We start from the raw sequence: 26,620 nt of genomic DNA, 5'->3' as shown, positions 1-26,620 counted from the left end.
GGTTGCGGGGGCCGGATTTGAACCGACGACCTTCGGGTTATGAGCCCGACGAGCTACCAAGCTGCTCCACCCCGCGTCCGACTTGCGAGCATTATACGCTCTATCAAGTGATTTACAAGTTTGTAAATAATGGTGCCGAGAGAGGGACTCGAACCCTCACACCTAAGGCGCTAGCACCTCATGCTAGTGTGTCTACCAATTTCACCATCTCGGCAATTATTTGTACTTATCTAAGATAAGTTATTGCGGGATTTCGTCACCAGATTTTACTGGAACGTCACTCGCTGTATCCGTAGTTTGCTCAATCACTTGACCTTTAGTTGGGTCAATCCATTGTGATTCAGTTTTATGCGTAGACAAATTGCCCAATGCCAAACTAAGAATGAAGAATACGGTTGCAAAAATTGCAGTCATTCGGGTTAGGAAATTTCCTGAGCCACTAGCACCAAACACAGTGTTTGACGCGCCAGCACCGAAAGAGGCTCCCATATCTGCGCCTTTACCTTGTTGAATTAACACTAGGCCAATGATACCAAGCGCTGCCAACAGGTAAATCACAAGTAGAACTGTAAACATTACTTCCACCTATGTTCCAAATAGTTGAGCCAGCGCCGTTCTTATCAACTGACTTGAACAAGGCTAGCGACCTCCTCAACGAAGGCGGACGCAATACTAACGAATGCATCCCATGCTGACAAGGAGTATTTTATAAAAAAATGGAGTTTATGCTTCAAGCGGTTAAAAAAAGGGCAACAACACCCTATGTGTATAGCTAACCATAAGATTTCAAGCCGAATTACGGTCATGAAATCCTAGGTTAACTCATATTATTTGCCTGGTTAGCAATTATCTTTAACCGCTTGAGCTATCTTTAATGCTGAATTTTTTACTAGCTCAGCATCTTCCCCTTCCACCATCACGCGCAATAAAGGTTCAGTACCTGATTTACGCAACAGGACTCGACCTTGGTTACCAAGTTCCGCTTCTACGGCAGCTACAGCCGCTTTTACCGCTTCGGCTTCTAATGGGTTGGAATCACCACTAAAACTTACGTTTTCTAAAACCTGCGGGTAAAGCGTCATGCCTTTAGCCAGTTCATTGAGCGACATTTCACTGCCCACAACGGAAGCAAGAACTTGCAACGCCGCAACAATCGCATCACCCGTAGTCACTTTGTCTAGCAGTATGATGTGCCCTGAATTTTCTGCGCCAATTTTCCAACCTTTTGCCAGCAATTTTTCCATCACATAACGGTCACCAACCGCCGCTCGCACAAAAGGGATACCTAACTGTTTTAAGCCGTTTTCCATACCAAGGTTTGTCATTAGCGTTCCAACAACACCACCTTTTAATTCTCCACGTCGCAGGGCATCACGGGCGATGATATAGGCAATTTGATCTCCATCCACTTTATTGCCAAGCTCATCAACCATAATTAAGCGATCGCCATCACCATCAAATGCCAGTCCTAAATCTGCTTTTTCTGCCACAACGCGCTGTTGCAACGCGCGGACATCCGTTGCTCCAACTTCGTCATTAATATTCAGACCATCTGGCTCAACCCCCATTGCTATCACTTCAGCGCCAAGTTCCTTAAAGACATTAGGCGCGATGTGATAGGTGGCACCATGAGCACAGTCAACGACGATTTTCAGCTTTGATAAATTCCATTGCGATGGAAAGGTACTTTTACAAAACTCGATATACCGCCCTGCAGCGTCGACCATACGTGAAGCCTTACCAAGTTCGGCAGACTCGACACACTCAATCGGTTTATCCAATTCAGCTTCGATCTCCAATTCAATTTCATCAGGTAATTTAGTCCCTTCGGATGAGAAGAATTTGATGCCGTTATCGTAATAAGGGTTATGCGACGCTGAGATAACGATCCCCGCTTCGGCACGAAAGGTTTGAGTCAGGTAAGCAACAGCTGGCGTCGGCATAGGTCCGGTAAAAATCGCCTTTAATCCTGCAGCGGCTAAGCCCGCTTCTAGAGCCGACTCAAGCATATAACCTGAAATACGCGTATCTTTACCAATAATGACTTTTTTCGTGCCTTGTTTTGCCAATACACGTCCAGCCGCCCAGCCAAGTTTTAATACGAAATCGGGAGTGATAGGATACTGTCCAACTTTACCGCGGACACCATCTGTACCAAAGTAACGTCTTTTGTCAGACATGATTTTTCCTTAATTATTATTGTTAACTATTTTGAATAATGGTTTGTACTATTTTCATTGCTTCAATGGTTTCGTTCACATCATGGACACGAATAATCTGTGCACCTTTCATTGCAGCTACAGCTGCACAGGTAACGCTCGCCACCATACATTCAGCTGGTTTTTTATTGAGTAGTTTAAAAATCATTGACTTACGAGACATCCCAGCCAATATCGGCAAACCTAGCTGATGAAATGCGTCTAGATGTGCAAGCAGATAATAATTATGCTCAATGGTTTTGCCAAATCCAAAACCGGGGTCGAGGATAATATTTGCACGCGCGATCCCCGCGCGCGCGCACGCTGCGACTCGATCTTCTAGAAAGAGCTTAACATCCGCTAACACATCTTGGTAATGTGGACTGGTTTGCATCGTTCGTGGCTGGCCTTGCATATGCATGATACAGACAGGCACTTGTGCTTTAGCCGCAACCTCTAATGCCCCCGGCTCTTGCAGTGCACGAACATCATTAATCAAGTCAGCACCAGCCTCAACCGCCTGACGCATCACTTCAGCTTTACTGGTGTCAATTGAAATCCAGACGTCATACTTTGCACGAATAGCTTTAATAATAGGAATAACACGAGATAATTCGTCATCGAGAGTCACTTCTGGAGCCCCCGGCCGAGTTGACTCCCCTCCAATATCAATAATGCTGACACCTGCGGCAATCATTGTATCGGCATGCTCTAGTGCCAAATCTAGCGCGTTAAATTTTCCACCATCGGAAAATGAATCCGGAGTCATGTTCAAGATACCCATGACATGAGGACGATCGAGGATAAGTGTCTTTGTTGGGGTTTGAATCTTCATTTTGCTCTAAAACACAAAAACCCCGAGAAAGCTCGGGGTTTAATTTGAATATTAACGATTACTCAGCATCTTTCTTTTCTGAGGACTCAGTGGCTACTTCGTCTTCTGCTGCTGGCTCTACTTTTGGCTCTTGAGCTTTTTCCGCTTCCGCTTTTTCTGCTTGAGCTTTGGCTTGATCAGCCCAACCTGCAGGTTCGCGAATCTCGGTTTTACGCTCCATTAAGTCATCAATTTGGCCTGCATCAATCGTTTCGTATTTCATCAACGCATCTTTCATTGCATGCATAATATCCATATTATCTTCAAGGATTTTACGCGCACGATCATAGTTGCGGTCAATAATTTTACGAACTTCGTCATCAATCAACTTAGCAGTATCTTCAGACACATGCTTAGTTTGAGTCACGCTGCGCCCTAAGAAGACTTCACCTTCATCTTCTGCATACAACAATGGGCCAAGTTTTTCCGAAAAGCCCCATTGAGTAACCATTTTACGAGCAATGGCTGTCGCACGTTCGATATCGTTTGATGCACCAGTTGAAACGTTTTCTGGGCCGTAAATTAACTCTTCCGCTAAACGACCGCCATACAAGCTTGAAATCATAGACTCAAGATGCAGCTTCGACATGCTAACTCTGTCTTGTTCAGGCAAGTACATCGTCACACCTAAAGCTCGACCACGTGGAATAATCGATACTTTATAAACAGGATCATGTTCAGGTACCAAACGACCAACAATGGCGTGTCCTGCTTCATGATAAGCTGTCGATGCTTTAGTTTCTTCAGACATCACCATCGAACGACGTTCAGCACCCATCATGATTTTGTCTTTTGCTAACTCAAACTCAACCATTGAAACATTGCGTTTGTTACCGCGAGCAGAGAATAACGCCGCCTCGTTCACTAAGTTCGCCAAGTCGGCACCAGAGAAACCCGGTGTTCCGCGAGCAATCAATGAAGGTTCAACATCACCAGCTAAAGGTACTTTGCGCATATGAACTTTCAAGATCTGTTCACGGCCGCGAACATCAGGTAAACCGACCACCACTTGACGGTCAAAACGCCCCGGACGCAGCAATGCTGGGTCTAAAACGTCTGGACGGTTAGTTGCCGCAATGACGATAACGCCTTCATTGCCTTCAAAACCATCCATTTCAACCAACATTTGGTTTAAAGTCTGCTCACGCTCATCGTGACCGCCGCCGACACCAGCACCACGTTGACGACCTACAGCATCAATCTCATCAATAAAGATGATGCAAGGTGAAGCCTTTTTCGCTTGCTCGAACATGTCACGTACACGAGATGCACCGACACCAACAAACATTTCAACGAAATCAGAACCAGATATAGTGAAGAACGGTACTTTCGCCTCACCAGCAATTGCTTTTGCCAGTAATGTTTTACCTGTACCAGGAGGACCAACCATCAAAACACCCGTTGGAATTTTCCCACCCAGTTTTTGGAAGCGACTCGGATCACGCAAGTAATCCACAAGCTCTTTCACATCTTCTTTCGCTTCGTCACAACCAGCCACATCACCGAACGTGGTTTTGATTTGCTCTTCACTCATCATTCGAGCTTTGCTCTTACCAAATGACATGGCACCTTTGCCACCGCCACCTTGCATTTGACGCATGAAGAATATCCAAACACCGATCAGTAGGATCATTGGGAACCAAGAGATAAAAATGGTCCCGAGCAAACTTTGCTCTTCTGGTGGTGTACCTTGTACTTTAACGTTTTGATTAATCAAATCATCAAGCAGTTTTTGATCGTACACGGGCATGTAAGTTACATAGCGAGTACCGCCGCCTCTACGAGTAAAGGAAATTTCACTATTGTTAAATTGAGCTTCTTGAATCTGGCCTTGGCCAACTTCCTGTACGAACGTGGTGTAATCCACTGCTTTGCCGTTACTATCACCAGGGCCAAAGCTCTGGAATACCGACATTAAAACGACAGCTATAACTAGCCACAGAATTAAATTTTTTGCCATATCACTCAAGGTGTAAGCCTCGCGATAACTAATTGTAATTAAAGGTAGGGTACTACAGTTTGTAACCTGTAGCCATATGTTAACTTATGCCTTGTACAGCAAAAACGTTAACCTTTGTAACCAGTGGCTACAACAAAGACTTCTCTTGAGCGAGCTCGCGAAGAGTCTGGTTTTCTTATTTTCACGACTTTAAACAGGTTTCGAACTTCTTTGACATAATCATCAAAGCCTTCTCCCTGAAAAACCTTGACCACAAAACTACCATTTGGAGTAAGAACTTGTCGACACATATCTAGAGCTAGTTCAACCAAATACATTGCCCTTGGCTGATCAACCGAATTATTTCCGGCGATGTTAGGTGCCATGTCTGACATCACCACATCAACCATATCAGGCTGTATACGATCTAATAGTGCGTCCAGCACGGCCTCTTCACGAAAATCGCCTTGTAAGAAAGCAACGCCAACAATAGGATCCATCGGCAAAATATCACACGCGATCACTCGGCCTTTATCACCGACGATACCCGCTGAATATTGAGACCACCCACCGGGAGCCGCCCCTAAATCCACAACAGTCATTCCTGGCCTAAGCAGTTTATCTTTATTTTGAATCTCTTCTATTTTGAAAATAGCACGCGAACGATAACCTCTCTTTTTGGCTTCATTCACGTATTTATCATCAAAATGTTCTTTCAACCAGCGACTAGAGCTGGCCGAATGCTTCTGTTTACTCATTCGATTCCTAACTGAAATGTTTCCATCCAAGAAAGTATGGTAGAAAATATAGTCTTCAGGGATAGATGGCGTTAAAATAGCTTTTTTCAACCCTTATATTAAATAAAATTGGCCGCATAATGAACCTAAGCACCAAACAAAAGCAGCACCTTAAAGGCCTAGCACACAGTTTGAAACCTGTTGTACTGATGGGCGCGAATGGACTCACTGAGGCTGTTCTAGCGGAAATCGAGATTGCCCTCAACCACCACGAACTGATCAAAGTGAAAGTAGCATCCGAAGATCGCGAAACTAAGCAGTTGATTATCGATGCTATCGTGCGTGAGACTGGCGCAGAAAAAGTACAAACCATTGGTAAGATTCTCGTACTATTTCGTCAAACCGAGCAACGTAAAATCGAGATCCCTCGTAAGTAATCAGTCGCGTTATCGACGCTCTGACTCTGATGGATACAGACAAAAAAAGGTCGCACACTGCGACCTTTTTGATTGTTGTTGAAATGAATTAGAGGTATTCAACTTTATCGATTTCGAAATCTTTATCACCACCGGGAGTAGCGATAATCACCTCATCACCTTCCATTTTACCGATCAAACCGCGGGCAATCGGTGAGCTGACAGAAATGCGCCCAGATTTAATCTCAGCTTCATCTTCACCCACAATCTGGTAGCGTTTCACTTCATCAGTATCACTGTCAATCAATGTCACTGTTGAACCAAAAATCACTTTGCCTGTATTTTCCATTTTAGTGATATCGATCACCTGAGCAATAGATAGCTTATATTCAATATCACGAATTTGAGCCTCACAAATACCTTGCTCTTCTCGAGCAGCGTGATATTCCGCATTTTCTTTTAGGTCGCCAAGTTCACGTGCGGTTGCAATAGCTTGGGTAATTTGTGGACGTAATTTTAGCAGCCTATCTAACTCTTCGCGCAGCAATTGTTCACCACGAACTGTCATTGGAACTTTTTCCATTTTATACCTCTAATGCCAAAATTCGTATTTGGGCAAAACAAAACTACCCAACACAACAAAGGTTAGGTAGTACATGGATTAACATAGTTGCTAATCAGTGTAATCAAACTTCGTGACTAAATCATCTTAAATCACACGTGACCCCTGTCAGGTTTCTGTGAATGAGTTTAGGGGAAAGTGATAAAAAACAGACACAAAGCTCATTTTCACGAATGTTTTCGCACAAAAAACCGACCCACTTCACTAAAAAAAAATAAAAAACAAACTATTCGGACCAGTTGATAAAAACCAATAAAACAAATAAAAAACAAAGACTTGATATTTATTTACACGAAATAAAACGGTGTTCATAAACCTGTTTTATATCATTTTACTAACTAATTTCGGAACTTAAGAGTAAAAAGTAGAACACGAAATGCTAGTAACGTTTGGTTGTACGTTAGTGAAGGTTTACAAAACCCAACATATGCAACTCAATGCTAAAAAGCACTCGAAGGACGATATAGACGTCGCAAATAAAAATATTTATGGACAGTAAATTAGGACTAATAAGATGAACAAAACTCTGATTGCTTTAGCAGTATCAGCTGCTGCAGTAGTAACTGGTGTAAATGCTGGTGAGCTATACAACCAAGACGGTACATCTCTAGAAATGGGCGGCCGCGCAGAAGCACGTCTTTCTCTTAAAGATGGCAAAGCGGACGATGCATCACGCGTACGTCTAAACTTCCTAGGTAAAGTAGCGATCAACGACAGCCTATACGGTGTTGGTTTCTACGAAGGTGAGTTCACTACTAACGACCAAGGCGAAAACAAGTCAAATAATAACCTAGACAACCGTTACACTTATGCAGGTATCGGCGGTAATTTCGGTGAAGTGACTTACGGTAAAAACGACGGCGCGCTAGGTGTTATCACTGACTTTACTGATATCATGGCTTACCACGGCAACTCAGCAGCGTATAAAATCGCTGTAGCAGACCGCGTAGACAACATGGTTGCTTATAAAGGTCAATTTGCTGATCTAGGCGTTAAAGCAAGCTACCGTTTTGCTGACCGTCAAGAAAGCACGTCTGCAATCACAGACAACAATGCAGATGGCTACTCTCTATCAGCTATCTACGCAATCGGCGACACTGGCGTTAAGCTAGGTGCGGGTTACGCAGATCAAGATACAGCAGCGAATGCGTCTTCTGATCAATATATGCTAGCAGCGTCTTACGCTATCTCTGATTTCTACTTCGCTGGTACTTTTGTTGATGGTCAAGACAAAGCAGCAAATAGCAAAACAGATAAAACTGGTTATGAGCTAGCAGCAAAATACACTATGGGTCAAGCTGTATTCACTTCTACTTACAACTACCTAGAGTCTAAAAATTCTGGCGCTAAAAAAGATGAAGCTGATAACTTTGCAGTTGATGCAACTTACTTCTTCAAACCTAACTTCCGTTCGTACATCTCTTACAACTTCAACCTACTTGATTCAGACAAAGTAGGTAAAGCTAAATCTGAAGACGAACTAGCACTAGGTCTACGTTACGACTTCTAATTCTTGGCTTAATGTCATAGATTTAAAACGCCTGCTTGCTAGCAGGCGTTTTTTTATCTCGCTATACTGTATGCACACTCCGCCCTGAAATGCCGTGTTATGCTCTTATTAAACCGCAGTGCTTTTTTATTCATCCTCTCGTTCTTCTTTCCTTTATCGACTTTGGCGTATACGCCTTTGCAAACACTGCCACAAGGTACTCGGGTGGGTTTATTCGTTCACTCTTTAGCCACTGAACAGGTTTTTCAAGATACTAATAACATGCAAGCGCTTTTCCCTCCTGCCAGCACTTTAAAAATGCTCACCGCGCTTGCCGCCACGCTAGAGCTTGGCGAACAATTTCGCTTCACGACTCAGCTAACTCAACATGGCGATGACATTGTTATTCACTTCTCTGGCGACCCTACGTTAACCAGCCAAGATATGAAGCAGCTACTCAGCGAGCTAAAAAAACAGGGCATCTCACAAATAAAAGGCAACCTTTGGTTAGATAATTCAGCCTTTTCAGGTTACGACCGCGCGGTTGGATCACCTTGGGATATTCTGGGGGTATGCTATAGCGCCCCATCAAGTGCAATCACTCTGGATGGTAATTGTGTGCAAGCCTCTATTTATACGCAGCCGAACGGGAAAACTCGGGTTTATGTGCCTGATCACTATCCCATTCACGTGACCAGCTACGCAAGAAGTGTTACTAAGACTGAACAAGAGAGCGCTCGCTGTGATTTAGAACTGCGTACTTCAGAGCAGAACCATTACCAGCTCGACGGCTGTTTGGCCGAGCGAACACAACCTCTGCCACTAAAATTTGCCGTGCAAGACCCAAACTTATACGCCACGCGTATGATTTATAAGCAACTCAAACAAATGGGCATTGAATTACTAGGCGAGGTTAAGCTGGGTGTAAAGCAAGATGAACTGAGCATAGAAAAGGGTTCATTGATAGCAACACATCAATCTATGCCACTGTACCCGTTGTTAGAAATGATGCTTAAAGAGTCTGACAATTTGATTGCTGACAGTTTAACCAAAACACTTGGCCAGCATTTTTTTATTCAACCCGGCAGTTTTAGTAATGGCACCGAGGCGATCAAGCAGATCCTTTTTTCTCGAACAGGCATCAACTTGGCACAAGCTCAGTTGGCTGATGGTTCGGGTTTATCACGTAACAACCGCCTTTCAGTACAAAATATGGTGGATGTGCTGAATTACATTTGGATTAATAATCAAACTCTTAAGCTTATTGATATCATGCCTAAAGCAGGTGAATCCGGTACCTTACAGTACCGACGTAGTATGCGTGGCCAAGCTATACAAGGGCAGCTGATTGCCAAAAGTGGTTCGCTTTATGGAACGCATAACATGGCGGGCTTCGGTTTAGATAAACAAGGAAAACCGAGTACATTATTTGTTCAATTCATCACTGATTATTATCCGCAAGATCAAGGCGATAACACTAGTGTTACCGCCCCAATTGCTCAATTTGAGACGCTCTTCTTTGAAGATGTCGTTAAGTTCAGTCAGCTCAGTCCTAATGAATAGTTCACCACGTTAAAGTAGATCCACATACCCGAAATATCGACGATAGAAGCCAGTACAGGGCTAACTAATACCGCAGGATCTAAGTTAAAAACGCGCGCAGCAATAGGTAATAAGCCGCCAATCGTCGTAGAAATAGTGACTTGGATAAAGAGCGCAACCGCAATTGCAAACGCAATGTTTTCTAGTGGAAAGCCTCCGGTTGAGTTGGCATCACTAAACAACATAATGCGAGCCACCATCACCGCAGAGATAGCCAACGCAAGGCAAACCGCAACACGGCACTCCTTCCATAATACACGCAACCATTGACGTTTGCGTAATTCACCAACCGCCAACGCACGCACGACTAACGTCGCAGCTTGCGAGCCAGTATTCCCACCTGCAGCGGCAATAACAGGCATATACACAGCCAAGAGCACAAGCTGGCTCAATGTATCTTCGTACTGGGTAATAATCAGCCCGGATACGATACCAAGTAGTGCCAATACAATAATCCAGCCAATACGCTGCTTCACATGTTCAATCACGCTAGTGGTTAAATAGCTTTGCGCCGTTTCAACTTCTGAGTAAATAAACCCCAATTGGTTAGCGTAATGGCGAGCGCGAATGTCATAGCCCCCTTTATCTAATTCACTGAGTAGTTGCTGAACATAACCAATAGTACAGTGACGTAAAATCGCCACTGCCTCTTCGATAGGCATCACTGCCAATAAATGTACCTGTTTTTGCTGTTCGTACTGCAAAAATGCATTACGAGCCGCACCAATCTCTTCTAAAGAAAAGTTAGGTGAATTTTCAATATAAATGTTGCTCATTACCGTCATGGCGAATCTCCCGATTGGCAAAGGTAACGACCATCGAAATGATACCCAAATGCAATATATTCATGAGCAATGACGTCATTGTTCATCAATGTAATTCACAGATAAGTTTTCATTTCAAACTAGAGAGCAGGAGAAAAATCGAGAGGAGTAAATCAGAAAAGATAAGCCCTACCACTGAAGGTAGGAGCGAAGATCGCCAATACCGAAAGCGGTTATTTTTCTCCCTTCATACTAGGGGGATGGTCGGTATTGTTCATAAAAATCTCCGAAAGTACTGCTCAATTAGCAGTGCGCAAATTGTACCAAAGCCTTTGGCGAAATACACTCTGATCTTTGCATCCAATGCGTTCCAATTTCACGCATACCCAACCACACCATTCAGATTGAAGATTTTAATATGCCAAGATCAGGCCCGGTAAAAAAGCGCCCTTAGGCGCTTTGATGAATAGACGGTTCACTTTACTGTGATTTTTACTTAACAGTAACTCGTGCGAACTTACGCTTGCCGACTTGGTAAACATAAGTCCCCGCGGCTGGTGCATTTTTGCTGTCGTCGATTTTTTCGCCATCTTGTTTGGCACCGCCTTGCTTGATCATTCGCATCGCATCAGACGTTGAAGCCACTAAACCCGCCTCTTTGAGCAGGTTAGTGATAGCAATACCCGCTGCAAATTCAAATTCTGGCATCTCTTCTGGCATCGCACCTTTTTGGAAGCGGTTGATGAACTCTTGCTCAGCCGCATCCGCCTCTTCTTTAGAGTGAAAACGTGCAATGATCTCTTTCGCCAACAAGATTTTGAGATCGCGTGGGTTCGTGCCATTTTCAACATCAGCTTTGAACTGTGCGACTTCTTCCAATGGACGGAAAGAAAGCAGCTCGTAGTAGCTCCACATTAATGTGTCAGAGATCGACATGATTTTGCCAAACATTTCACTTGGCGATTCACTGACACCAATGTAGTTGTGCGCTGATTTGGACATTTTTTTCTCGCCATCCAAACCAACAAGCAGTGGCATCATCAAGACAACTTGTGGTTTTTGACCATGTGCTTTTTGCAGTTCACGGCCCATCAATAGGTTGAATTTTTGGTCAGTACCGCCAAGCTCAACATCTGTCTCCATTGCGACTGAATCATAACCCTGTAGGAGTGGATACATGAATTCATGAATGGCAATAGGCTGACCATTAGCGTAGCGCTTTTTGAAATCATCGCGCTCTAGCATGCGTGCCACTGTTTGGTTCGATGCAAGACGGATCATGCCTTCCGCACCCAATAGAGACAACCATTCAGAGTTAAACTGAATTTTCGTTTTAGCCGGATCGAGGATCTTAAACACTTGTGTCTTATAGGTTTCAGCATTACGCAAAACATCGTCACGGGTGAGCGGTGGGCGCGTGGTATTTTTACCGCTTGGGTCACCAACCATACCCGTGAAATCACCAATCAAAAAGGTGACTTCATGGCCCAAATCTTGAAATGCACGTAATTTATTGAGGATCACCGTATGTCCAAGATGGATATCTGGAGCCGTTGGATCAGCACCTAATTTAATGCGCAGTGGACGGTTTTCTTTCAGTTTCGCGATCAATTCATCTTCTGGGATTAGCTCTTCAACGCCGCGTTTAATTTCAGCTAAAGCCGCTTCAATACTCGCCATTCTTGTTCACTCCTACAGATTTGGCAAAATTTAATAGTTGAACATCTTACTTGAATAGCGATGCTTTTTGAAACCAGTTAGACTAACGAACCGGCTAATTTCTTTATAATTTACTAAACGAACCTAAATATGCTTTCAATTTTCGCTCGTCTCCCTTGGGTGCATCGAATCCTCATCGCCTTTTTAAGCGCACTCATGGTTTTCGCGCTGCTATTTCTACCAAACCCTGAAGATCTCGCTCAGGATCCAAATCGTCTAGAAATTGGTCGCCATTATCCATTAACCATTAACGCAGAAGCACTCTCTCCGGGAATATCTATCTCGCCTTCCACCATGCTGCGTTGGGAAACTTATCAAGTTAAATCGGGGGAAAGTGCCGCCGTATTATTTCAGCGAATTGGGCTTTCGGCTCGCTTACTCTATCAACTCACGGCAACAAATCGTGATATTGACAGCCAGCTTTCACGACTTAAGCCAGGAGATGAGCTGCAATTTGGCTTTGATGAAAATAATGAACTTGTTCAACTCAATCGCATTATTAGCGCCTTTGAAACCTTTCGTATCACTAAATCGGGCGATGGCTTTACTTCTGAGTTTGATAAAAAAGAGCTGATGTTCCAGTACAACTATGCCGAAGCGATCATTACTTCAAATTTTTGGAATGCGGGGATAAGCGCGGGTTTAACGGCAAACCAAATCATGGAGTTAGCGGGTATATTTGGTTGGGATGTGGATTTTGCGTTAGATATTCGTGAAGGTGACCAATTTAAGCTGCTATTCCAAGAAAAGGTGGTGGAAGGTGAGGTAATTGGCCGCGGAAATATCATTGCCGCCGCCTTTACCAACCAAGGTACGACATTCACAGCAATATTGGACGATGCAACAGGCAATTACTATGACGAAAATGGCCGGGCCATGAAAAAGGCCTTTTTACGCTCGCCGATCGATTTTCGTCGCGTGACATCGAATTTCAATCCTGTGCGTCGCCACCCCGTCACAGGAAAAGTCACCGCACACAGAGGAACCGATTATGCCGCGCCAGTTGGTACCCCAATTTGGGCCGCCGGCGATGGTGTGGTTGAGAAATCAAGTTACAACCAATTTAATGGTAATTATGTGTTTATTCGTCACAGCAACACCTACATTACCAAATACCTACACTTACAACGACGTATGGTCAAAACTGGTCAACGAGTCAAGCAAGGACAAACGATTGGTACTTTAGGAGGGACAGGAAGAGTCACCGGCCCTCATCTCCACTATGAATTTTTGGTCAACGGTGTACACAAAAACCCAAGAACGGTCTCTTTACCGCAATCTAAATCCCTAACGGGCCAAGCAAAAACCACCTTTATCGCCAATGCTCAAATTAGGCTTGGGAAGCTAGAACGCTATAGCCAATTACTCTATGCCAATAAATAATAAGAAAAGGCCCACCAATAATGTGGGCCTCATTGTGTAAGATTGAGCAGATTACTCTTCGAGAGTAGGTGGTGGTTCCTTACGCCCCAACATCAACAAGCAAGGCGTCAGCACTAACGTTAAGACAGTAGCAAAAGCAAGGCCTCCCGCAACGGCCGTGGCGAGTTGTGACCACCATTGCGTGCTGGGAGCACCAAACTCAATTTTCTGGTTAATCAAGTCGATGTTCATCTCCAGTACCATTGGCAATAACCCTAAAATAGTCGTCACTGTGGTCAATAAAACGGGCCTTAAACGCTGAACACCAGTGCGTAAAATGGCCTCTTGTTTTGACAAGCCTCTGCGTATCAGTTGGTTATAAGTATCTATCAATACGATATTGTTATTCACCACGATGCCGGCCAAGGCGATGACCCCAATACCTGACATAATAATGCCGAAAGGTTTTTGGAAAATCAGCAGACCTGCAAATACTCCGACCGTTGAAAACAGTACTGCACTTAAAATGAGGAATGCTTGGTAAAAACTATTAAATTGCGTAACCAGAATTAACCCCATCACCACCAGCGCAATCAAAAAGGCATTTTTTAGAAATTCTGAGGAATGTTCCTGCTCTTCATTTTGTCCTCGTAATTTAAACTCCACCCCATTAGGTAAATTCAGTTCCGACAATGCTTGAGTAACTTTGGGCAATTCAAGGGCCAGATTATACCCTTCCTTTAGATCCGCCATAATATCGATAACCCGTCGACCATCAATCCGTTTGATCGTATCTTGTTTGTGATCCGGTTTTATCTGCGCAAAATTGGTTATCGGCACCAGACCTGCGGGTGTGTTGACCCGCAACTGATCAAATCGACCAATATCTCGTTTATCCTCTGGGTACCGAACCAGAATATCGACCTCTTCGTTTGCATCATCAGGCAAGTAGTCACCAATTTTTAGTCCATTAGTCACAAATTGCACTGTGTTACCTACCAATGTCGCATCGGCTGAAAATCGAGAGGCATCATCACGTCGAATATCAATTCGCCAGTCAATTCCTTCTTTATTTGAGGTGTCACTGATATTAGTCAACGCGGGATTGTTATCAGCCCACTTTCTGACCATTTTAGCGGCCTCATTAAGATTTTCAGGAGTACGCGCCGACATTTCAATCACCAGATCATGCTCAACCGGTGGCCCTGCATCTGGAAATTTATACTCGATTTCCACCCCTGAAAACTGATCCGTGGTGCTTTTAAGCTCTTCAATAATCGCTTTGACGGTGCGGCGATATTGCCAATCAACAGGGGTAATTTGAATCTGGCCAATTTCATCCTCTCCCCCCGTTCGAGTATAGACGCTCTCAAATTCCTCATGGCCAAGCATCACCTGCTCAATTTCTTGCATTAAGGTGTCTTTTTCTTGGATGGAGAGATCGCCATAAGAACGAACTTTAACGGTGAAATAAGGCGGATCCACCTCTGGGAAGAATTCGGCACCGAGCCCTGCTTTGGCATAAGCAAAGCCAATCACAATCGCAAGCACTATCGCACTGAACAGTATTTTAAGTGGGTGACGAATCGCGATAGCCAGCGTGTGATAATAGAGCTTGGTGATGCCCGTCGCTTGGGCAAAATCACCTTCATGTAAAGCAATCATCCGTGCTTGACTGGCAGCCGAAGCATGTTGCGGTCGACCAATTAAGCCTCCCAGCACAGGTACAAAAAGCAGTGCCATAATCAGTGAAGCAGCCAGTGTAGCGATAAGCGTGAGAGGCAAGTATTTCATAAACTCGCCCGTGATATCCGGCCAAAAAAGCAGAGGGGCAAAAGCGGCTAAAGTAGTAGCGGTTGATGCGGTAATCGGCCATGCCATCCGTTTTGCGGCATCTCGATACGCTTCTTTACGCGGCACACCTTCTTGCATACGCCGATCAGCAAACTCAGTTACCACTATGGCTCCATCAACCAGCATGCCAACCGCCATAATTAATGCAAATAACACGACAATATTGACGGTTAGTCCAAACACCGACAAGACTAGTAATCCGGTCAAAAATGAGCCTGGTATTGAGATACCAACCAGCAGCGCCGTCCTCATTCCCAAAATAGCGATAATCACGATCACGACTAAAATAATGGCCGACAGAATATTGTTTTGTAGATCGTTGAGCATGATTTCAACGTCTTTCGACTCATCCCACGTGTATTTCACCAACAAATTACTTGGCCAATCTTCCCGTTTTTGCGCCTCTCCCATTACCGTTTTTACCAGCTCAACGGTTTCGATGATATTTTCACCAGCACGCTTTTTAACGTCCAACACCACCGCCGATTTGCCATCTAAACGAGCAAAGCTTTCGGGGTCCCGAAATGCTCGTCTGACGGTCGCGATATCGCCAAAGGTGATTACTTGCTTACCATCAACCTTCACCGGAAGCTCTAACACATCTTTCAAGGATTCAAAAACAGAAGGAACCTTTACGGAAAAACGTCCGTAGCCCGTATCGACGAAACCCGCCGCAACGACTTTATTATTCAGTGCGATTAAGTTATAGATATCGCCTTGATCGAGTCCGTAACTTTCCATCAATAGGGGATCGACAATGATCTCAACAATATCTTCGCGATCGCCAGCGATATCAACTTCTAATACTTGTCGGTAGCTTTCTAATTTGTCTCTCAACTGCCTTGCAATTTGTACGATAGCTCGCTCTGGTAAAGTGCCATAAAGCACCACTGATAATACCGGTTGCTCTGATGCCAATGTTACTTCGTTCACGGTCGGCTCATCGCTGTCTGCTGGTAGCTTCGGCTCGGCCAAATTGACCGCATCTCTCACATCCGCCATCGCTTTATCAAGGTTAACGCCAACGTTAAATTCCAAAACTACAGAAGCATGCCCTTCGGAAGCATTCGACGTCATCTCTTTTACGCCTTCAATAGAGCGCATTTCTTGCTCTAGGGGCCGCACGATAAGGCGCTCAGCATCACTCGGTGATATGCCTTGATGACTTACGGAGACATAAATAATAGGAATAGTAATGTCAGGGCTCGATTCTTTAGGGATCGAAAAATAAGTCGCCACGCCAGCGATCAAGATAAAAATCAGCAGCGATAACATAGTGCGCGAGCGAGAGAGCGCCGCATCAATAATAGAAAACATGGCGCCCCCTACTGCGCTGAGTGGTTAGGTTTCTTGACCGCAATCACTTGATCACCATCTCGAACAAAACCTTGCCCAACGGTGATAATATCCACCGTCTCCCCTAGCCCAGTTAGCCACACACCATCTTGCTCCGCTTTTACCAATTGAATGGGGATGAAGCGAACACGATCTTGCTGCAGAGTTTTAACACCTAAATTTCCTTGATCATCAAGCGCAAGCATGGCAGGCGTGATTTTCACCGCCAGTTGTGTTTCCAAACTCATCTCCACTTCAGCGCTCACACCCGCGGGGATCGTTTGATTGGGATTGTCTAATTCCACTTCGATAGCAAACGTGTTGGTGGTAGGCGATGAGACGCGAGAAATATAACGAACCTTGCCATCGACAGTAGAACCATCGATAAAACGTACACGAGCAATTTGGTCTTGTTTGATTTTTTGGATGTGTCGTTCGCTGACATCCGCTTCTATCACTAATTTACTGAGATCAATAAAGGTAATCATCGGGTCACCCACTCCGACAAAATCGCCTTTTTCTATCAATATGTCTTCAACAATGCCATCGAAGGGAGCCACAACTGACGTATTACGTAAAGCCAATTGGGCACGACTTTGCACAGCGCTGGCTTCCGCTAAAGCGGCTTGCGCCGAAGCAAAGGCCACTTCGCCTTGCAAACCTCGATTTTTTAACGACTCAGCGGCACTGAATTCTTTTTGTTTGAGTTTGAACAAGGCTTGCGCACTCTCTAATTGAGCCGCTAGATCAGCTTGATCAATTAAGACGATCTGTTGTCCTTTATTGACAGGCTGCCCTTTTGCTATCGAGATTTGAGTAATTTTCCCTGCGATTTCAGCACCAATTTTAGCTTGACGATTAGGTGCGGTCCGACCGTAAAGATCGATATGCTTATCGGTCGATTCAGCCTCAAAAGATTGGTAAATAACTTTCGCAAGAGGAATGGTGTCATTGGCAGTTTGCCGGGGCTCTTCCGCTTTCAATGCCCCAAAACCTAACCAAAAACAGAGAAGTAGGATAAAAATCGTCGAGAGTAGCCAAGGTCGTTGCGAAAAAAAGCGGCCAATAGATGAACGGCTGATTTTGGTATCAGGCATAAATAATCCTTTATTATGTTCTTGCCTTCTTAAGGTTAAGGCAAAGCCCTACATAACATCCAAATACGTAGGGCTATTAAGCTTAATTAGCTACAGTAGATTAATTGTGCATCGAACCTTTTTTAGTTAAACACTAAATGATGCACCACAACCGCATGTTGTTGTTGCATTAGGATTATTGACAAAAAAACGAGAGCCTTCTAGGCCTTCTGTGTAATCGACAATGCCACCTATCAAATATTGTAAGCTCATCGGGTCAACCACTAATGTCACGCCACTATTAACTATTGTGGTATCGCCATCGTTTACATTTTCATCAAAGGTAAACCCATATTGAAAACCGCTACAACCACCACCAGTAATATAAACGCGCAGTTTTAGCGCTGGATTCTCTTCTTCAGCAATCAACATTTTTACGCGTTGTGCTGCAGTATCAGAAAATGACAATGGTACATTTACTTCACTCACGATGGCCTCTCTCACTCGTGTTAATACCTGTCAGACTTATTATGCTTAACTTATGCCTGTAAAGGTGATTCTTTTTTAATAATGCAATGATTATCTAATACCTGACCTATTCGTTCAAGTATTCACCGTCACTTAAGCTAAAACTCCAACTATCGAGGCATTATGCACTGAAAAAACACTCACTGTCGCGTGAGTTGTACACTATACGGCGCTTATTTGGCTGTGAATGGGCTCAGAAAATGAGTGAAAAAAAGTGTCTTTGGTGAGTTTGGGTATACAATGCGACACCAACTGGTCCGAACAAGCAGAAGAGGATAAATCCATGACCAAATCAGCAGAGCTTTATCAAAAGGCACAACGTGCAATCCCCGGTGGAGTTAACTCTCCTGTACGTGCTTTTAACGGAGTTGGTGGCTCGCCGATTTTTATCGACCGCGCAGACGGCCCGTTGATTTTTGATGCTGATGGCAAAGCTTATATTGATTATGTCGGCTCTTGGGGGCCAATGATACTAGGCCACAACCATGCGGTCATTCGTGAAGCCGTGATAGGCGCAGCGCAGCGCGGTCTCAGTTTTGGTGCGCCGACCGAGATGGAAATCGATATGGCAGAATTAGTTTCTGAGCTGGTTCCATCGATGGAACAGTTGCGTATGGTCAGTTCCGGTACCGAAGCGACGATGAGCGCCATTCGTTTAGCTCGTGGATTCACTGGGCGCGATAAAATTTTAAAATTTGAAGGCTGCTATCACGGTCATGCGGACAGTTTGCTAGTAAAAGCAGGCTCTGGCGCCTTAACATTAGGCCAACCAAGCTCTCCTGGTGTGCCTGCTGATTTTGCTAAACATACACTGACCGCCACTTTTAATGATTTAGAATCTGTACGTGAATTGTTCGCGGCCAATAAAGACCAAATAGCCTGCATTATCGTCGAACCGGTCGCGGGCAACATGAACTGCATTCCACCAGTAGAAGGGTTCCATGAAGGCTTACGTGAGATTTGTGACCAAGAAGGCGCTCTGCTGATCTTTGATGAAGTAATGACAGGTTTTCGTGTTGCACTAGGTGGTGCACAGGCTTACTACAACATCAAACCAGACTTAACAACGCTAGGGAAAGTGATTGGCGGTGGTATGCCTGTTGGCGCTTTTGGTGGACGCCGTGATGTGATGCAATACATCGCTCCAACGGGCCCGGTGTACCAAGCTGGTACGCTATCAGGTAACCCTGTGGCTATGGCTGCGGGTTATGCCTGCTTGACGCTTCTAAAAGAAGAAGGCAATGAAAAACGTCTCGCGGCCAAAACAAAGCAATTGGCTGATGGATTCAAAGAACTCGCAGACAAACACGGTATTCCTTTGCTGGTCAGCCAAGTTGGTGGCATGTTCGGCTTCTTTTTTACCGATCAAGAACGCGTCACCTGTTATGAAGAAGTCGCAAAATGTGATGTTGAACGTTTCAAGCGCTTCTTCCATTTGATGCTCGATCATGGTGTCTATTTAGCGCCTTCAGCTTTTGAAGCAAGTTTTACTTCTTTGGCGCACGGCTCCAAAGAAATTGAAGCGACATTAGAAGCGGCCGATCGCTGCTTTGCGATGATGGCAGCTCAAGCGGAATAAGCACCATTAGGCAGACTCATCATAATTATAAAGGGCTGTAGATCAGCCCTTTATTCATTTCAGACTCAATAAGCAAGCTATCATTGCCAGTAATAAATCACTAAAACGACCAACGCCATCATGCTGATGGCAAACCACGGTAGCTTCAACTTTTTTTTATGCTGGTTTTGACACCCTTTTTCATTATCACAACATCCCATCTCATCAGTTCCTCATTGATAACACGCTGATTTGCAGTCATTATAACCCTATTACTTTACAAGGTTGGATTAACAACGTGTCAGAAAAAGTGAAAATCACCTCTAGCCACTGGGTGCTCATTGCGGCACTTGTCGCTGCGGCTATTGCTTGTTATCTGTTGATTGCACCTTATATCAACTCGATTGTGATGGCTTTCATCATCTCGTTATTGATGTTTCCCATTCATGAGTGGCTCGAACGAAAAATCCCCAAATACAAAAATACCGCCTCGTTTCTCTCGTGTATTATTTTGACGTTTATTATTGTGATTCCACTGCTGTTTGTCTTTGCTGCTATTGTGCAGCAAGGGTCGGTATTTTCTCAGAACATGTACCAATGGGTCACCCATGGTGGCATTCAAACCGCCTTTGCTCATCCTTGGATTGTCAAAGGACTCGCCATTGCGAATCAATATTTGCCCTTTGATGAAATTCAGCCACAACAAATCGCACAAAAAGTGGGGCAATTTGCCAGTTCATTTGGCACCAACTTGGTCAGTATTAGCGCAAAAGTGCTGGGTGATGCGACCAGTTTTTTGATGGATTTCTTCTTAATGCTGTTCGTGTTGTTTTTCCTACTCCGTGATCACGATAAGCTCATCAGCGCTCTTAGGCACATCTTGCCATTGTCGCGTAGTCAAGAAGACAGGTTGCTCTGCGAAATTGAGCAAGTCTCCAAATCGGCTGTCATGGGGTCATTTTTAACCGCAATAGCGCAAGGCTTTGCGGGTGGGTTTGGTATGTGGCTCGCCGGTTTCCCTGGGTTATTTTGGGGCACCATGATGGGGTTTGCTTCGTTTATTCCGGTTGTCGGTACTGCTCTGATATGGATTCCAGCCACTGTTTATCTCTTTCTAACCGGAGATAGCACATGGGGCATATTCTTGGCCCTCTGGAGCGTTATAGTTGTTGGCTCAATTGATAATTTATTGCGGCCCTTTTTAATGCAAGGGAGCGCGGGCATGAACACCTTAATGATCTTCTTTTCTCTGCTCGGTGGTATTCAGCTGTTTGGCCTGATTGGGTTAATTTACGGCCCACTCATTTTTGCCATCACTATGGTGCTGTTTAATATTTATGAGGAAGAGTTTAAAGGTTTTCTCAATCAACAAGATAATAGCTAACTTTTGACTTACTGACGATCAAGCTAGAAGCAAGGGGCAGACTGTGCGAGAATCTGCCCCTCTTTTTTTAGCGCAGAGCCCACTATGTCCAGTTACACCGCACCAAGTCAAATTGCCCAGCGTCAGCTTGCTTATTTCGAAGGAAAACATCTTTTAGTGGCTGGAGAAGCGGAGGATTTATTTCCTGTAGAGTTAGCTAATCATTGTCGCTCTGTTTCGGTGTTCACCACTCATTATGGTTACTACCGCCAACTTGAATCCTATTCGCAAATTACATGTCATTTTGGCGCTCAATTTGAGCAAGAAACCGATGCTGACATGATTCTGCTTTACTGGCCCAAAGCGAAGCAGGAAGCTGAATATCTGCTTGCGATGCTGTTGGCCAAACTGGGCAAAGAGACTGAGATTGTGGTCGTGGGTGAAAACCGCTCGGGCATAAAAAGCATTGAAAAAATGTTTGCAGCTTATGGGGTGGTTAAAAAGTATGATTCAGCTCGACGCTGTTCGTTCTATTGGGGGCAATGCACCCAGCAGCCACCAAGCTTCCAAATTGCAGACTGGTTCAAAACTTATCAGGTGCAGTATCAGCAACACTCACTGATTGTAAAAAGTTTACCTGGCGTATTTAGTCATGGCGAGTTTGACCTCGGCAGCCAACTGTTACTCGATACACTACCTAAACTGAGAGGAAAAGTTCTCGACTTTGGTTGTGGTGCTGGTGTGTTGGGTACTGTAATGGCCACATTAAACCCAGATATCGAGATTGAACTGTGCGATATCAGCGCGCTTGCGATTGAATCAACCAAAGCAACCTTGATAGCGAATAACATATCAGGGAATGTATTTGCCTCTGATGTCTACTCAGATACCGCTAAAGATTATCAATTTATCGTCTCAAACCCCCCTTTCCACTCCGGATTAGAGACCAGCTATAGTGCGACAGAAGCCTTACTGGCTAACGCACCAAGCCATCAAACCGTGAAAGGCGAACTTTTTATTGTGGCCAACAGTTTTCTTAAATATACCCCGCTGATTGAACAGGCTTATGGTCATTGCGAGGTGTTAAATAAGACTAACAAATTCATCATTTACCACGCAAAAAAAACATTACAAAAGTCGCAACAATAAGTGTAATCCACTCTCAACTGGTCACTAAACTGGATGATTTTTACGAATTTTGCGTTAGTGACCACGCTTTCCACAGGACTTACTTGTCAAAGTAAAAAAACTCGTTAATTTCGTCACTTTAGGTTTTCTTTGTTTTTTTCATTCACTTTAACGACTACCTCATGTCGTTAAAGCCTCACGGAAAGTAATGCCTTTTTCTATGTTTAGGTTCTCTCGTAAGCAAAAATTTAAGCGCCTGCAAAATACTCTTATGCTGGCTTTTCTCGTTTTGAGCATCACGCCTTTAACTGTGACTGCCATTTTTTTTCTGCAATCACACACTAAAGATCTTCAAGAACAAAGCACGTCTCACTTATTGTCAGTCAGAGACACTAAGCAACAGCAAGTTCTCGATTACCTCACGGCCAAAGAATCAGAAGTGATGGGGTTTGTCCGTTCAGAGTTAGCTTATGCTAGTGGAGGGCGCTTTTACGGCTTAGTCAATGCGTTCCAAAGACTTGGTCTGGATATTGATCAAGCTCGTGAGCATGCCCAGCAGCGTTATATTCCTGGCTCTGGTGATCAGATAAAAACGTCAATATTGCCACAATCGAGCAGCTATGTAGGCAGTGAACGGTATCGCCTACTGCACAAACGCTATCATTGGGCGTATTTAGAACTGCTTAAACGTTCTGATTTTGACGATATTTTACTGGTGGATCTCGATGGTGATGTCGTTTATTCCGTTTATAAGCACGACAACTATGGGACGAATTTACTGACCGGAAAATACAAAGATAGCAATCTGGGTAAAACATTCCGCCAGTTAGAGCAGCAAGTTGGCGAACAACGAAAAATCAATGAAGAATATACACCAGTTATTATTTCTGATTTTTCACAACAAGAAGGGCAATCAGTTGCTTGGCTTGGCGCGCCCATTATTCAACAGGGCTACCTGCACAGCTACGCCATGTTCCGCCTACCAAACAATGGCATCACAAAGCTCGTTGCTGACACCAATGCGACATCGCAAATAAGGACTTTACTCGTCGGGCAAGATCATCATTCTCGAATACTCTCTTACACGCAGCAAGAAATCGAGACTAGTCAAAAAGTGATCAATCTTGCACTTTCTGGGTTGAGTGCCGTTGGTACTTACACCAATACATTGAATGAGAAAACCATTGCCGCCTATGCACCTGTTGCAAATAAAAATATCAACTGGGCCTTGGTCGTAGAGATACCAGAAAAAGAGGCTTATGCGCGAGTTCATCAGCTTGAGAAGTTATTTATTTTCGCCATGCTAACCGCGATTATTTTAGTCGTCATCGCTTCACATTATCTCTCTAATTTTATTACCTCTCCCCTACTGAAGCTCACTTGGGCGGCAGAAAAAGTCTCAGCTGGGGATTTAGATGAAAATGTTATCAATACCGATCGTAAAGATGAGATTGGTCGACTCGCAGTGAGTTTTGAACGTATGCAGCGTTCAATCCGAGAAAAAATGCAGCTGATTAAAGCGCAAAATAAAGAGCTCGAAAGCAACATTCAATTAATCCGCAAACAGAACGATGAGTTGCATCTCGCTAACAAACTAAAAGATGAATTCCTAGCCACAACGTCACATGAATTAAGAACACCGCTGCACGGTATGGTCGGTATTGCAGAAGCACTGATCTCTGGGTCAAGTGGAACTATCACCGCCGATCATCGTTATCAATTGGGCATAATCATCAGCAGTGGACAACGGCTGACAAACTTGGTCGATGACTTACTCGATTACCATAAAATGCGCTATGGCAGCTTGGATATCAAACAGTGTGCTGTTGATCTATCCGGCGCAACACGCTTAGTGTTAGAGCTGTCTAACCATCTACTCAACAAAAAGCCCATTCGCGTAATAAACCAAATCCCTGATGAATGCATTTGGGTCTCTGCCGATCCACAACGATTAGAGCAAGTGCTTTATAACCTTGTAGGAAACGCCATTAAATATACGACTGAAGGGAAAATTGTCATTTCAGCCAATGTGGTTGATGACAAGATTCGTGTCCAAGTTGTCGATACGGGACAAGGCATTCCTGCTGAACAACTTGAACACATCTTCGAACCACTGATTCAAGCAGGGCAAGATGCCAGTCGTTATCGACAAGGCGCAGGCTTGGGCCTTTCGATCAGCCGTCAATTGATCGAATTAATGCAAGGAACGCTTTATGTCAGTAGCCAACCTATGGTCGGTACGACATTCAGCTTTACCTTACCATTAGCATCAAAAGCGGAAATTGAGTCGACAAGCTATATGGAAGCTGGCCATTTCCAATCTCCGACCATTTCAGACATTGAACTGCCTGAAATGCATTCACTACCTGAAAATAAAGAAGGCCCAGTGCTACTGATAGCAGATGATGAACCCGTCAATCTGCGTGTCCTAGACAGCTTCCTACGTTTAGAAGGCTATCAAGTCCGCACCGCTAAAGATGGCAATGAAGTCATTAGCGCGGTCGAAAAAGAAAAACCGGAACTTCTACTGCTCGACATTATGATGCCAGGATTAAGCGGCTACCAAGTCTGTGAAAAGTTAAGAGAAACATACGATCATGCCGAGCTACCTATCATTATGTTGACGGCATTAAATCAAACTGACGATAGAGTTCGTGGTTTTGCAGCGGGAGCGAACGATTACTTACCGAAACCTTTTAATAAGCAAGAGCTCGCTGCACGTATTACGGCGCATTTAACGGCCAGCAAAGCTGAACAAAGACGTATTGAGAACAACCAACTGCAACAAGAGCTGAAGCATAGAGCAATGGTAGAGGCCAGTTTATTGGAAACCCAAGGCCGTCTACTAGAGCAGCTCGAATCCGCTCCTGAGGCCATTATTTGCATTCGAGACGATCATAAAATCCGCTTTGCGAACGAAGCGGCTGCTCGGTTATTTAAGCGCAGCCAAGAACAACTAAAGCGCTCAAATGCGGAAGAACTCATCGCCCCCAAATACTTAGTCGTCGAGCAAGAGCATTACTGCGGTAATATCGATATCTATGTCGAAGATACACGTCAACATATGTCTGCTGATGTGTTACGACTACCGGATGGCTCTGGGTTGCAGGCTATGTACATCTTTAACGTGGGTGGAAACATCAATGCAGCGCGCATCAATAACCTTGAAACCGCAATTGAAGCGCTATCCAGTTACGCATTTGAAGGCGATAAAGAAAAACTGCAGCAGCTCAAAGAACTCGGTGGCGAGTTCACTCGTATCGCCGACAAAGTATCGGGAGAGAGTCAATCTAAGCAAGATTTAATGCGCGAAGTACTGGTTGAAGCAATGACCAGTGCTTTAGATTACTGGGAACGGGTCAGTAACCAAAGCAAGTTTACCTTTGCAGAGCAGAGTGGACTATGGCGAGTGTATCTCGATAGAAGCACATTACAGACTCGGACACTAGACAAGTACTTACGTATCGAGACACTGCCTAAAACACCTCGCTGGCGTACCGTTCTTAATTCGTTAGATTACATTCTTGATCATTGTCAGGAGCACGGCCCTGAACGCTCTCACATCGAAGCGCAGCGCGATAAATTGCAAAAGCTACTGACATCACTCTAAGTACATCAACACCATTAAGCCTGCACTCTGCAGGCTTTTTTATCACTATATTTCCATGACCATCAACGGAACAACCACCCCATTGATGCATCCAGAGTGATGACTAGTTAAATTTAATCAATGTTAACCTCAAGCATCCATTACTCTGGTACGCCTTATTCACTGCATATTACAAACCTTACTTCTCAATAGAAAAAAAGAGGCAAAATGATGATGAAAATTGGAAGTAAAAACTGATTTCTAGGCAATTTCACCAGCAGATTTTCAATTGAAGATGAATAAAGATCCAGATTGCGAACCGAATCACAACAATTCGGCAGAATTAATTTAAGTAAAAAAATTAACGATAAAACTATAAGTGAGCAAGATCTCATGATACAAAAAAAACAAAAAAACATTAAAAATAAAGGGATAAAAAGATAGCGAGCGCTTACAACTATAAGTTA

The 26,620-nt window shown here is 44.1% G+C and carries 19 protein-coding genes and 2 tRNA genes; 8 read left to right on the top strand and 13 right to left on the bottom strand.

What is annotated here, in order from left to right; all coding sequences use genetic code 11:
* Nucleotides 1–2: 2 nt before the first annotated feature.
* From AACR75_RS10560 to rlmE, 7 genes are all read right to left on the bottom strand, one after another.
* Nucleotides 3–76: transfer RNA gene (locus tag AACR75_RS10560), tRNA-Met, on the bottom strand.
* Nucleotides 77–130: 54 nt separating this feature from the next.
* Nucleotides 131–214: transfer RNA gene (locus tag AACR75_RS10555), tRNA-Leu, on the bottom strand.
* Nucleotides 215–240: 26 nt separating this feature from the next.
* On the bottom strand, nucleotides 241–576 hold the full coding sequence (gene secG / locus AACR75_RS10550) for a preprotein translocase subunit SecG (protein ID WP_010318534.1): 336 nt from the start codon (nucleotides 574–576) through the stop codon (nucleotides 241–243).
* A gap of 263 nt (nucleotides 577–839) precedes the next feature.
* Complete coding sequence (gene glmM / locus AACR75_RS10545; RefSeq protein ID WP_047690110.1) at nucleotides 840–2,180, bottom strand: phosphoglucosamine mutase; 1,341 nt, start codon at nucleotides 2,178–2,180, stop codon at nucleotides 840–842.
* A 22-nt stretch (nucleotides 2,181–2,202) separates the two neighbouring features.
* Nucleotides 2,203–3,033 (bottom strand): dihydropteroate synthase, encoded by an 831-nt coding sequence (folP, locus tag AACR75_RS10540; protein WP_047690108.1) that lies wholly within the window; start codon nucleotides 3,031–3,033, stop codon nucleotides 2,203–2,205.
* Between the two features lie 58 nt (nucleotides 3,034–3,091).
* A complete protein-coding gene (ftsH, locus tag AACR75_RS10535) occupies nucleotides 3,092–5,041 on the bottom strand; it encodes an ATP-dependent zinc metalloprotease FtsH (protein WP_047690106.1) in 1,950 nt (649 codons plus the stop codon).
* A 98-nt stretch (nucleotides 5,042–5,139) separates the two neighbouring features.
* Complete coding sequence (gene rlmE, locus AACR75_RS10530) at nucleotides 5,140–5,769, bottom strand: 23S rRNA (uridine(2552)-2'-O)-methyltransferase RlmE (RefSeq protein WP_047690104.1); 630 nt, start codon at nucleotides 5,767–5,769, stop codon at nucleotides 5,140–5,142.
* A gap of 119 nt (nucleotides 5,770–5,888) precedes the next feature.
* Between rlmE and yhbY the strand changes: the two genes are divergently transcribed.
* Nucleotides 5,889–6,185, top strand: a complete 297-nt coding sequence (gene yhbY / locus AACR75_RS10525) for a ribosome assembly RNA-binding protein YhbY (protein WP_010318529.1) — start codon at nucleotides 5,889–5,891, stop codon at nucleotides 6,183–6,185.
* Nucleotides 6,186–6,273: 88 nt separating this feature from the next.
* On the opposite strand, the gene greA is transcribed toward yhbY, so the two are convergent.
* Nucleotides 6,274–6,747 (bottom strand): transcription elongation factor GreA, encoded by a 474-nt coding sequence (gene greA / locus AACR75_RS10520; protein WP_047690102.1) that lies wholly within the window; start codon nucleotides 6,745–6,747, stop codon nucleotides 6,274–6,276.
* A gap of 553 nt (nucleotides 6,748–7,300) precedes the next feature.
* On the opposite strand from greA, the gene ompU reads away from it, so the two are divergent.
* Both ompU and dacB read left to right on the top strand, forming a co-directional pair.
* Nucleotides 7,301–8,296 carry a porin OmpU gene (gene ompU / locus AACR75_RS10515; RefSeq protein WP_047690100.1) on the top strand — a complete coding sequence of 332 codons (996 nt, stop codon included), beginning with the start codon at nucleotides 7,301–7,303 and terminating at the stop codon, nucleotides 8,294–8,296.
* A 99-nt stretch (nucleotides 8,297–8,395) separates the two neighbouring features.
* The gene (dacB, locus tag AACR75_RS10510; RefSeq protein WP_047690096.1) at nucleotides 8,396–9,838 is read left to right on the top strand and encodes a serine-type D-Ala-D-Ala carboxypeptidase; all 1,443 of its coding nucleotides are present in this window, start codon (nucleotides 8,396–8,398) and stop codon (nucleotides 9,836–9,838) included.
* Here dacB and AACR75_RS10505 read toward each other — a convergent pair.
* Both AACR75_RS10505 and tyrS read right to left on the bottom strand, forming a co-directional pair.
* Nucleotides 9,817–10,662, bottom strand: coding sequence for a magnesium transporter (locus tag AACR75_RS10505; protein ID WP_026027515.1), 846 nt, complete (start codon nucleotides 10,660–10,662; stop codon nucleotides 9,817–9,819). The two genes, dacB and AACR75_RS10505, sit on opposite strands and share 22 nt — an antisense overlap.
* Nucleotides 10,663–11,133: 471 nt before the next feature.
* Complete coding sequence (tyrS, locus tag AACR75_RS10500; RefSeq protein WP_017043549.1) at nucleotides 11,134–12,321, bottom strand: tyrosine--tRNA ligase; 1,188 nt, start codon at nucleotides 12,319–12,321, stop codon at nucleotides 11,134–11,136.
* A 129-nt stretch (nucleotides 12,322–12,450) separates the two neighbouring features.
* On the opposite strand from tyrS, the gene AACR75_RS10495 reads away from it, so the two are divergent.
* Complete coding sequence (locus tag AACR75_RS10495) at nucleotides 12,451–13,743, top strand: peptidoglycan DD-metalloendopeptidase family protein (RefSeq protein ID WP_017048386.1); 1,293 nt, start codon at nucleotides 12,451–12,453, stop codon at nucleotides 13,741–13,743.
* Between the two features lie 51 nt (nucleotides 13,744–13,794).
* On the opposite strand, the gene AACR75_RS10490 is transcribed toward AACR75_RS10495, so the two are convergent.
* The 3 genes from AACR75_RS10490 to erpA form a co-directional block, all read right to left on the bottom strand.
* A complete protein-coding gene (locus AACR75_RS10490; protein ID WP_017049778.1) occupies nucleotides 13,795–16,893 on the bottom strand; it encodes an efflux RND transporter permease subunit in 3,099 nt (1,032 codons plus the stop codon).
* A gap of 8 nt (nucleotides 16,894–16,901) precedes the next feature.
* Nucleotides 16,902–18,008 carry an efflux RND transporter periplasmic adaptor subunit gene (locus AACR75_RS10485; protein WP_047690091.1) on the bottom strand — a complete coding sequence of 369 codons (1,107 nt, stop codon included), beginning with the start codon at nucleotides 18,006–18,008 and terminating at the stop codon, nucleotides 16,902–16,904.
* Between the two features lie 126 nt (nucleotides 18,009–18,134).
* Nucleotides 18,135–18,476, bottom strand: a complete 342-nt coding sequence (erpA, locus tag AACR75_RS10480) for an iron-sulfur cluster insertion protein ErpA (RefSeq protein ID WP_026027518.1) — start codon at nucleotides 18,474–18,476, stop codon at nucleotides 18,135–18,137.
* A gap of 322 nt (nucleotides 18,477–18,798) precedes the next feature.
* Here erpA and hemL point away from each other — a divergent pair, with 322 nt between their 5' ends.
* From hemL to AACR75_RS10460, 4 genes are all read left to right on the top strand, one after another.
* Nucleotides 18,799–20,094, top strand: coding sequence for a glutamate-1-semialdehyde 2,1-aminomutase (gene hemL / locus AACR75_RS10475; RefSeq protein ID WP_026028237.1), 1,296 nt, complete (start codon nucleotides 18,799–18,801; stop codon nucleotides 20,092–20,094).
* Nucleotides 20,095–20,371: 277 nt separating this feature from the next.
* Nucleotides 20,372–21,457, top strand: a complete 1,086-nt coding sequence (locus tag AACR75_RS10470; RefSeq protein WP_017049774.1) for an AI-2E family transporter — start codon at nucleotides 20,372–20,374, stop codon at nucleotides 21,455–21,457.
* Between the two features lie 84 nt (nucleotides 21,458–21,541).
* Nucleotides 21,542–22,585 (top strand): 16S rRNA (guanine(1207)-N(2))-methyltransferase RsmC, encoded by a 1,044-nt coding sequence (gene rsmC / locus AACR75_RS10465; protein ID WP_047690089.1) that lies wholly within the window; start codon nucleotides 21,542–21,544, stop codon nucleotides 22,583–22,585.
* A 199-nt stretch (nucleotides 22,586–22,784) separates the two neighbouring features.
* Nucleotides 22,785–26,174: an ATP-binding protein gene (locus AACR75_RS10460; protein ID WP_047690224.1), complete on the top strand. Its 3,390-nt coding sequence runs from the start codon at nucleotides 22,785–22,787 to the stop codon at nucleotides 26,172–26,174.
* The last annotated feature ends 446 nt before the right edge of the window (nucleotides 26,175–26,620 follow it).

The sequence above is a fragment of the Vibrio sp. ZOR0018 genome, from assembly GCF_963865925.1.
GTDB lineage: Bacteria > Pseudomonadota > Gammaproteobacteria > Enterobacterales > Vibrionaceae > Vibrio > Vibrio anguillarum.
Note: the sequence above shows the minus strand (reverse complement) of the source record. Positions and strands in the feature narration are given on the sequence as shown.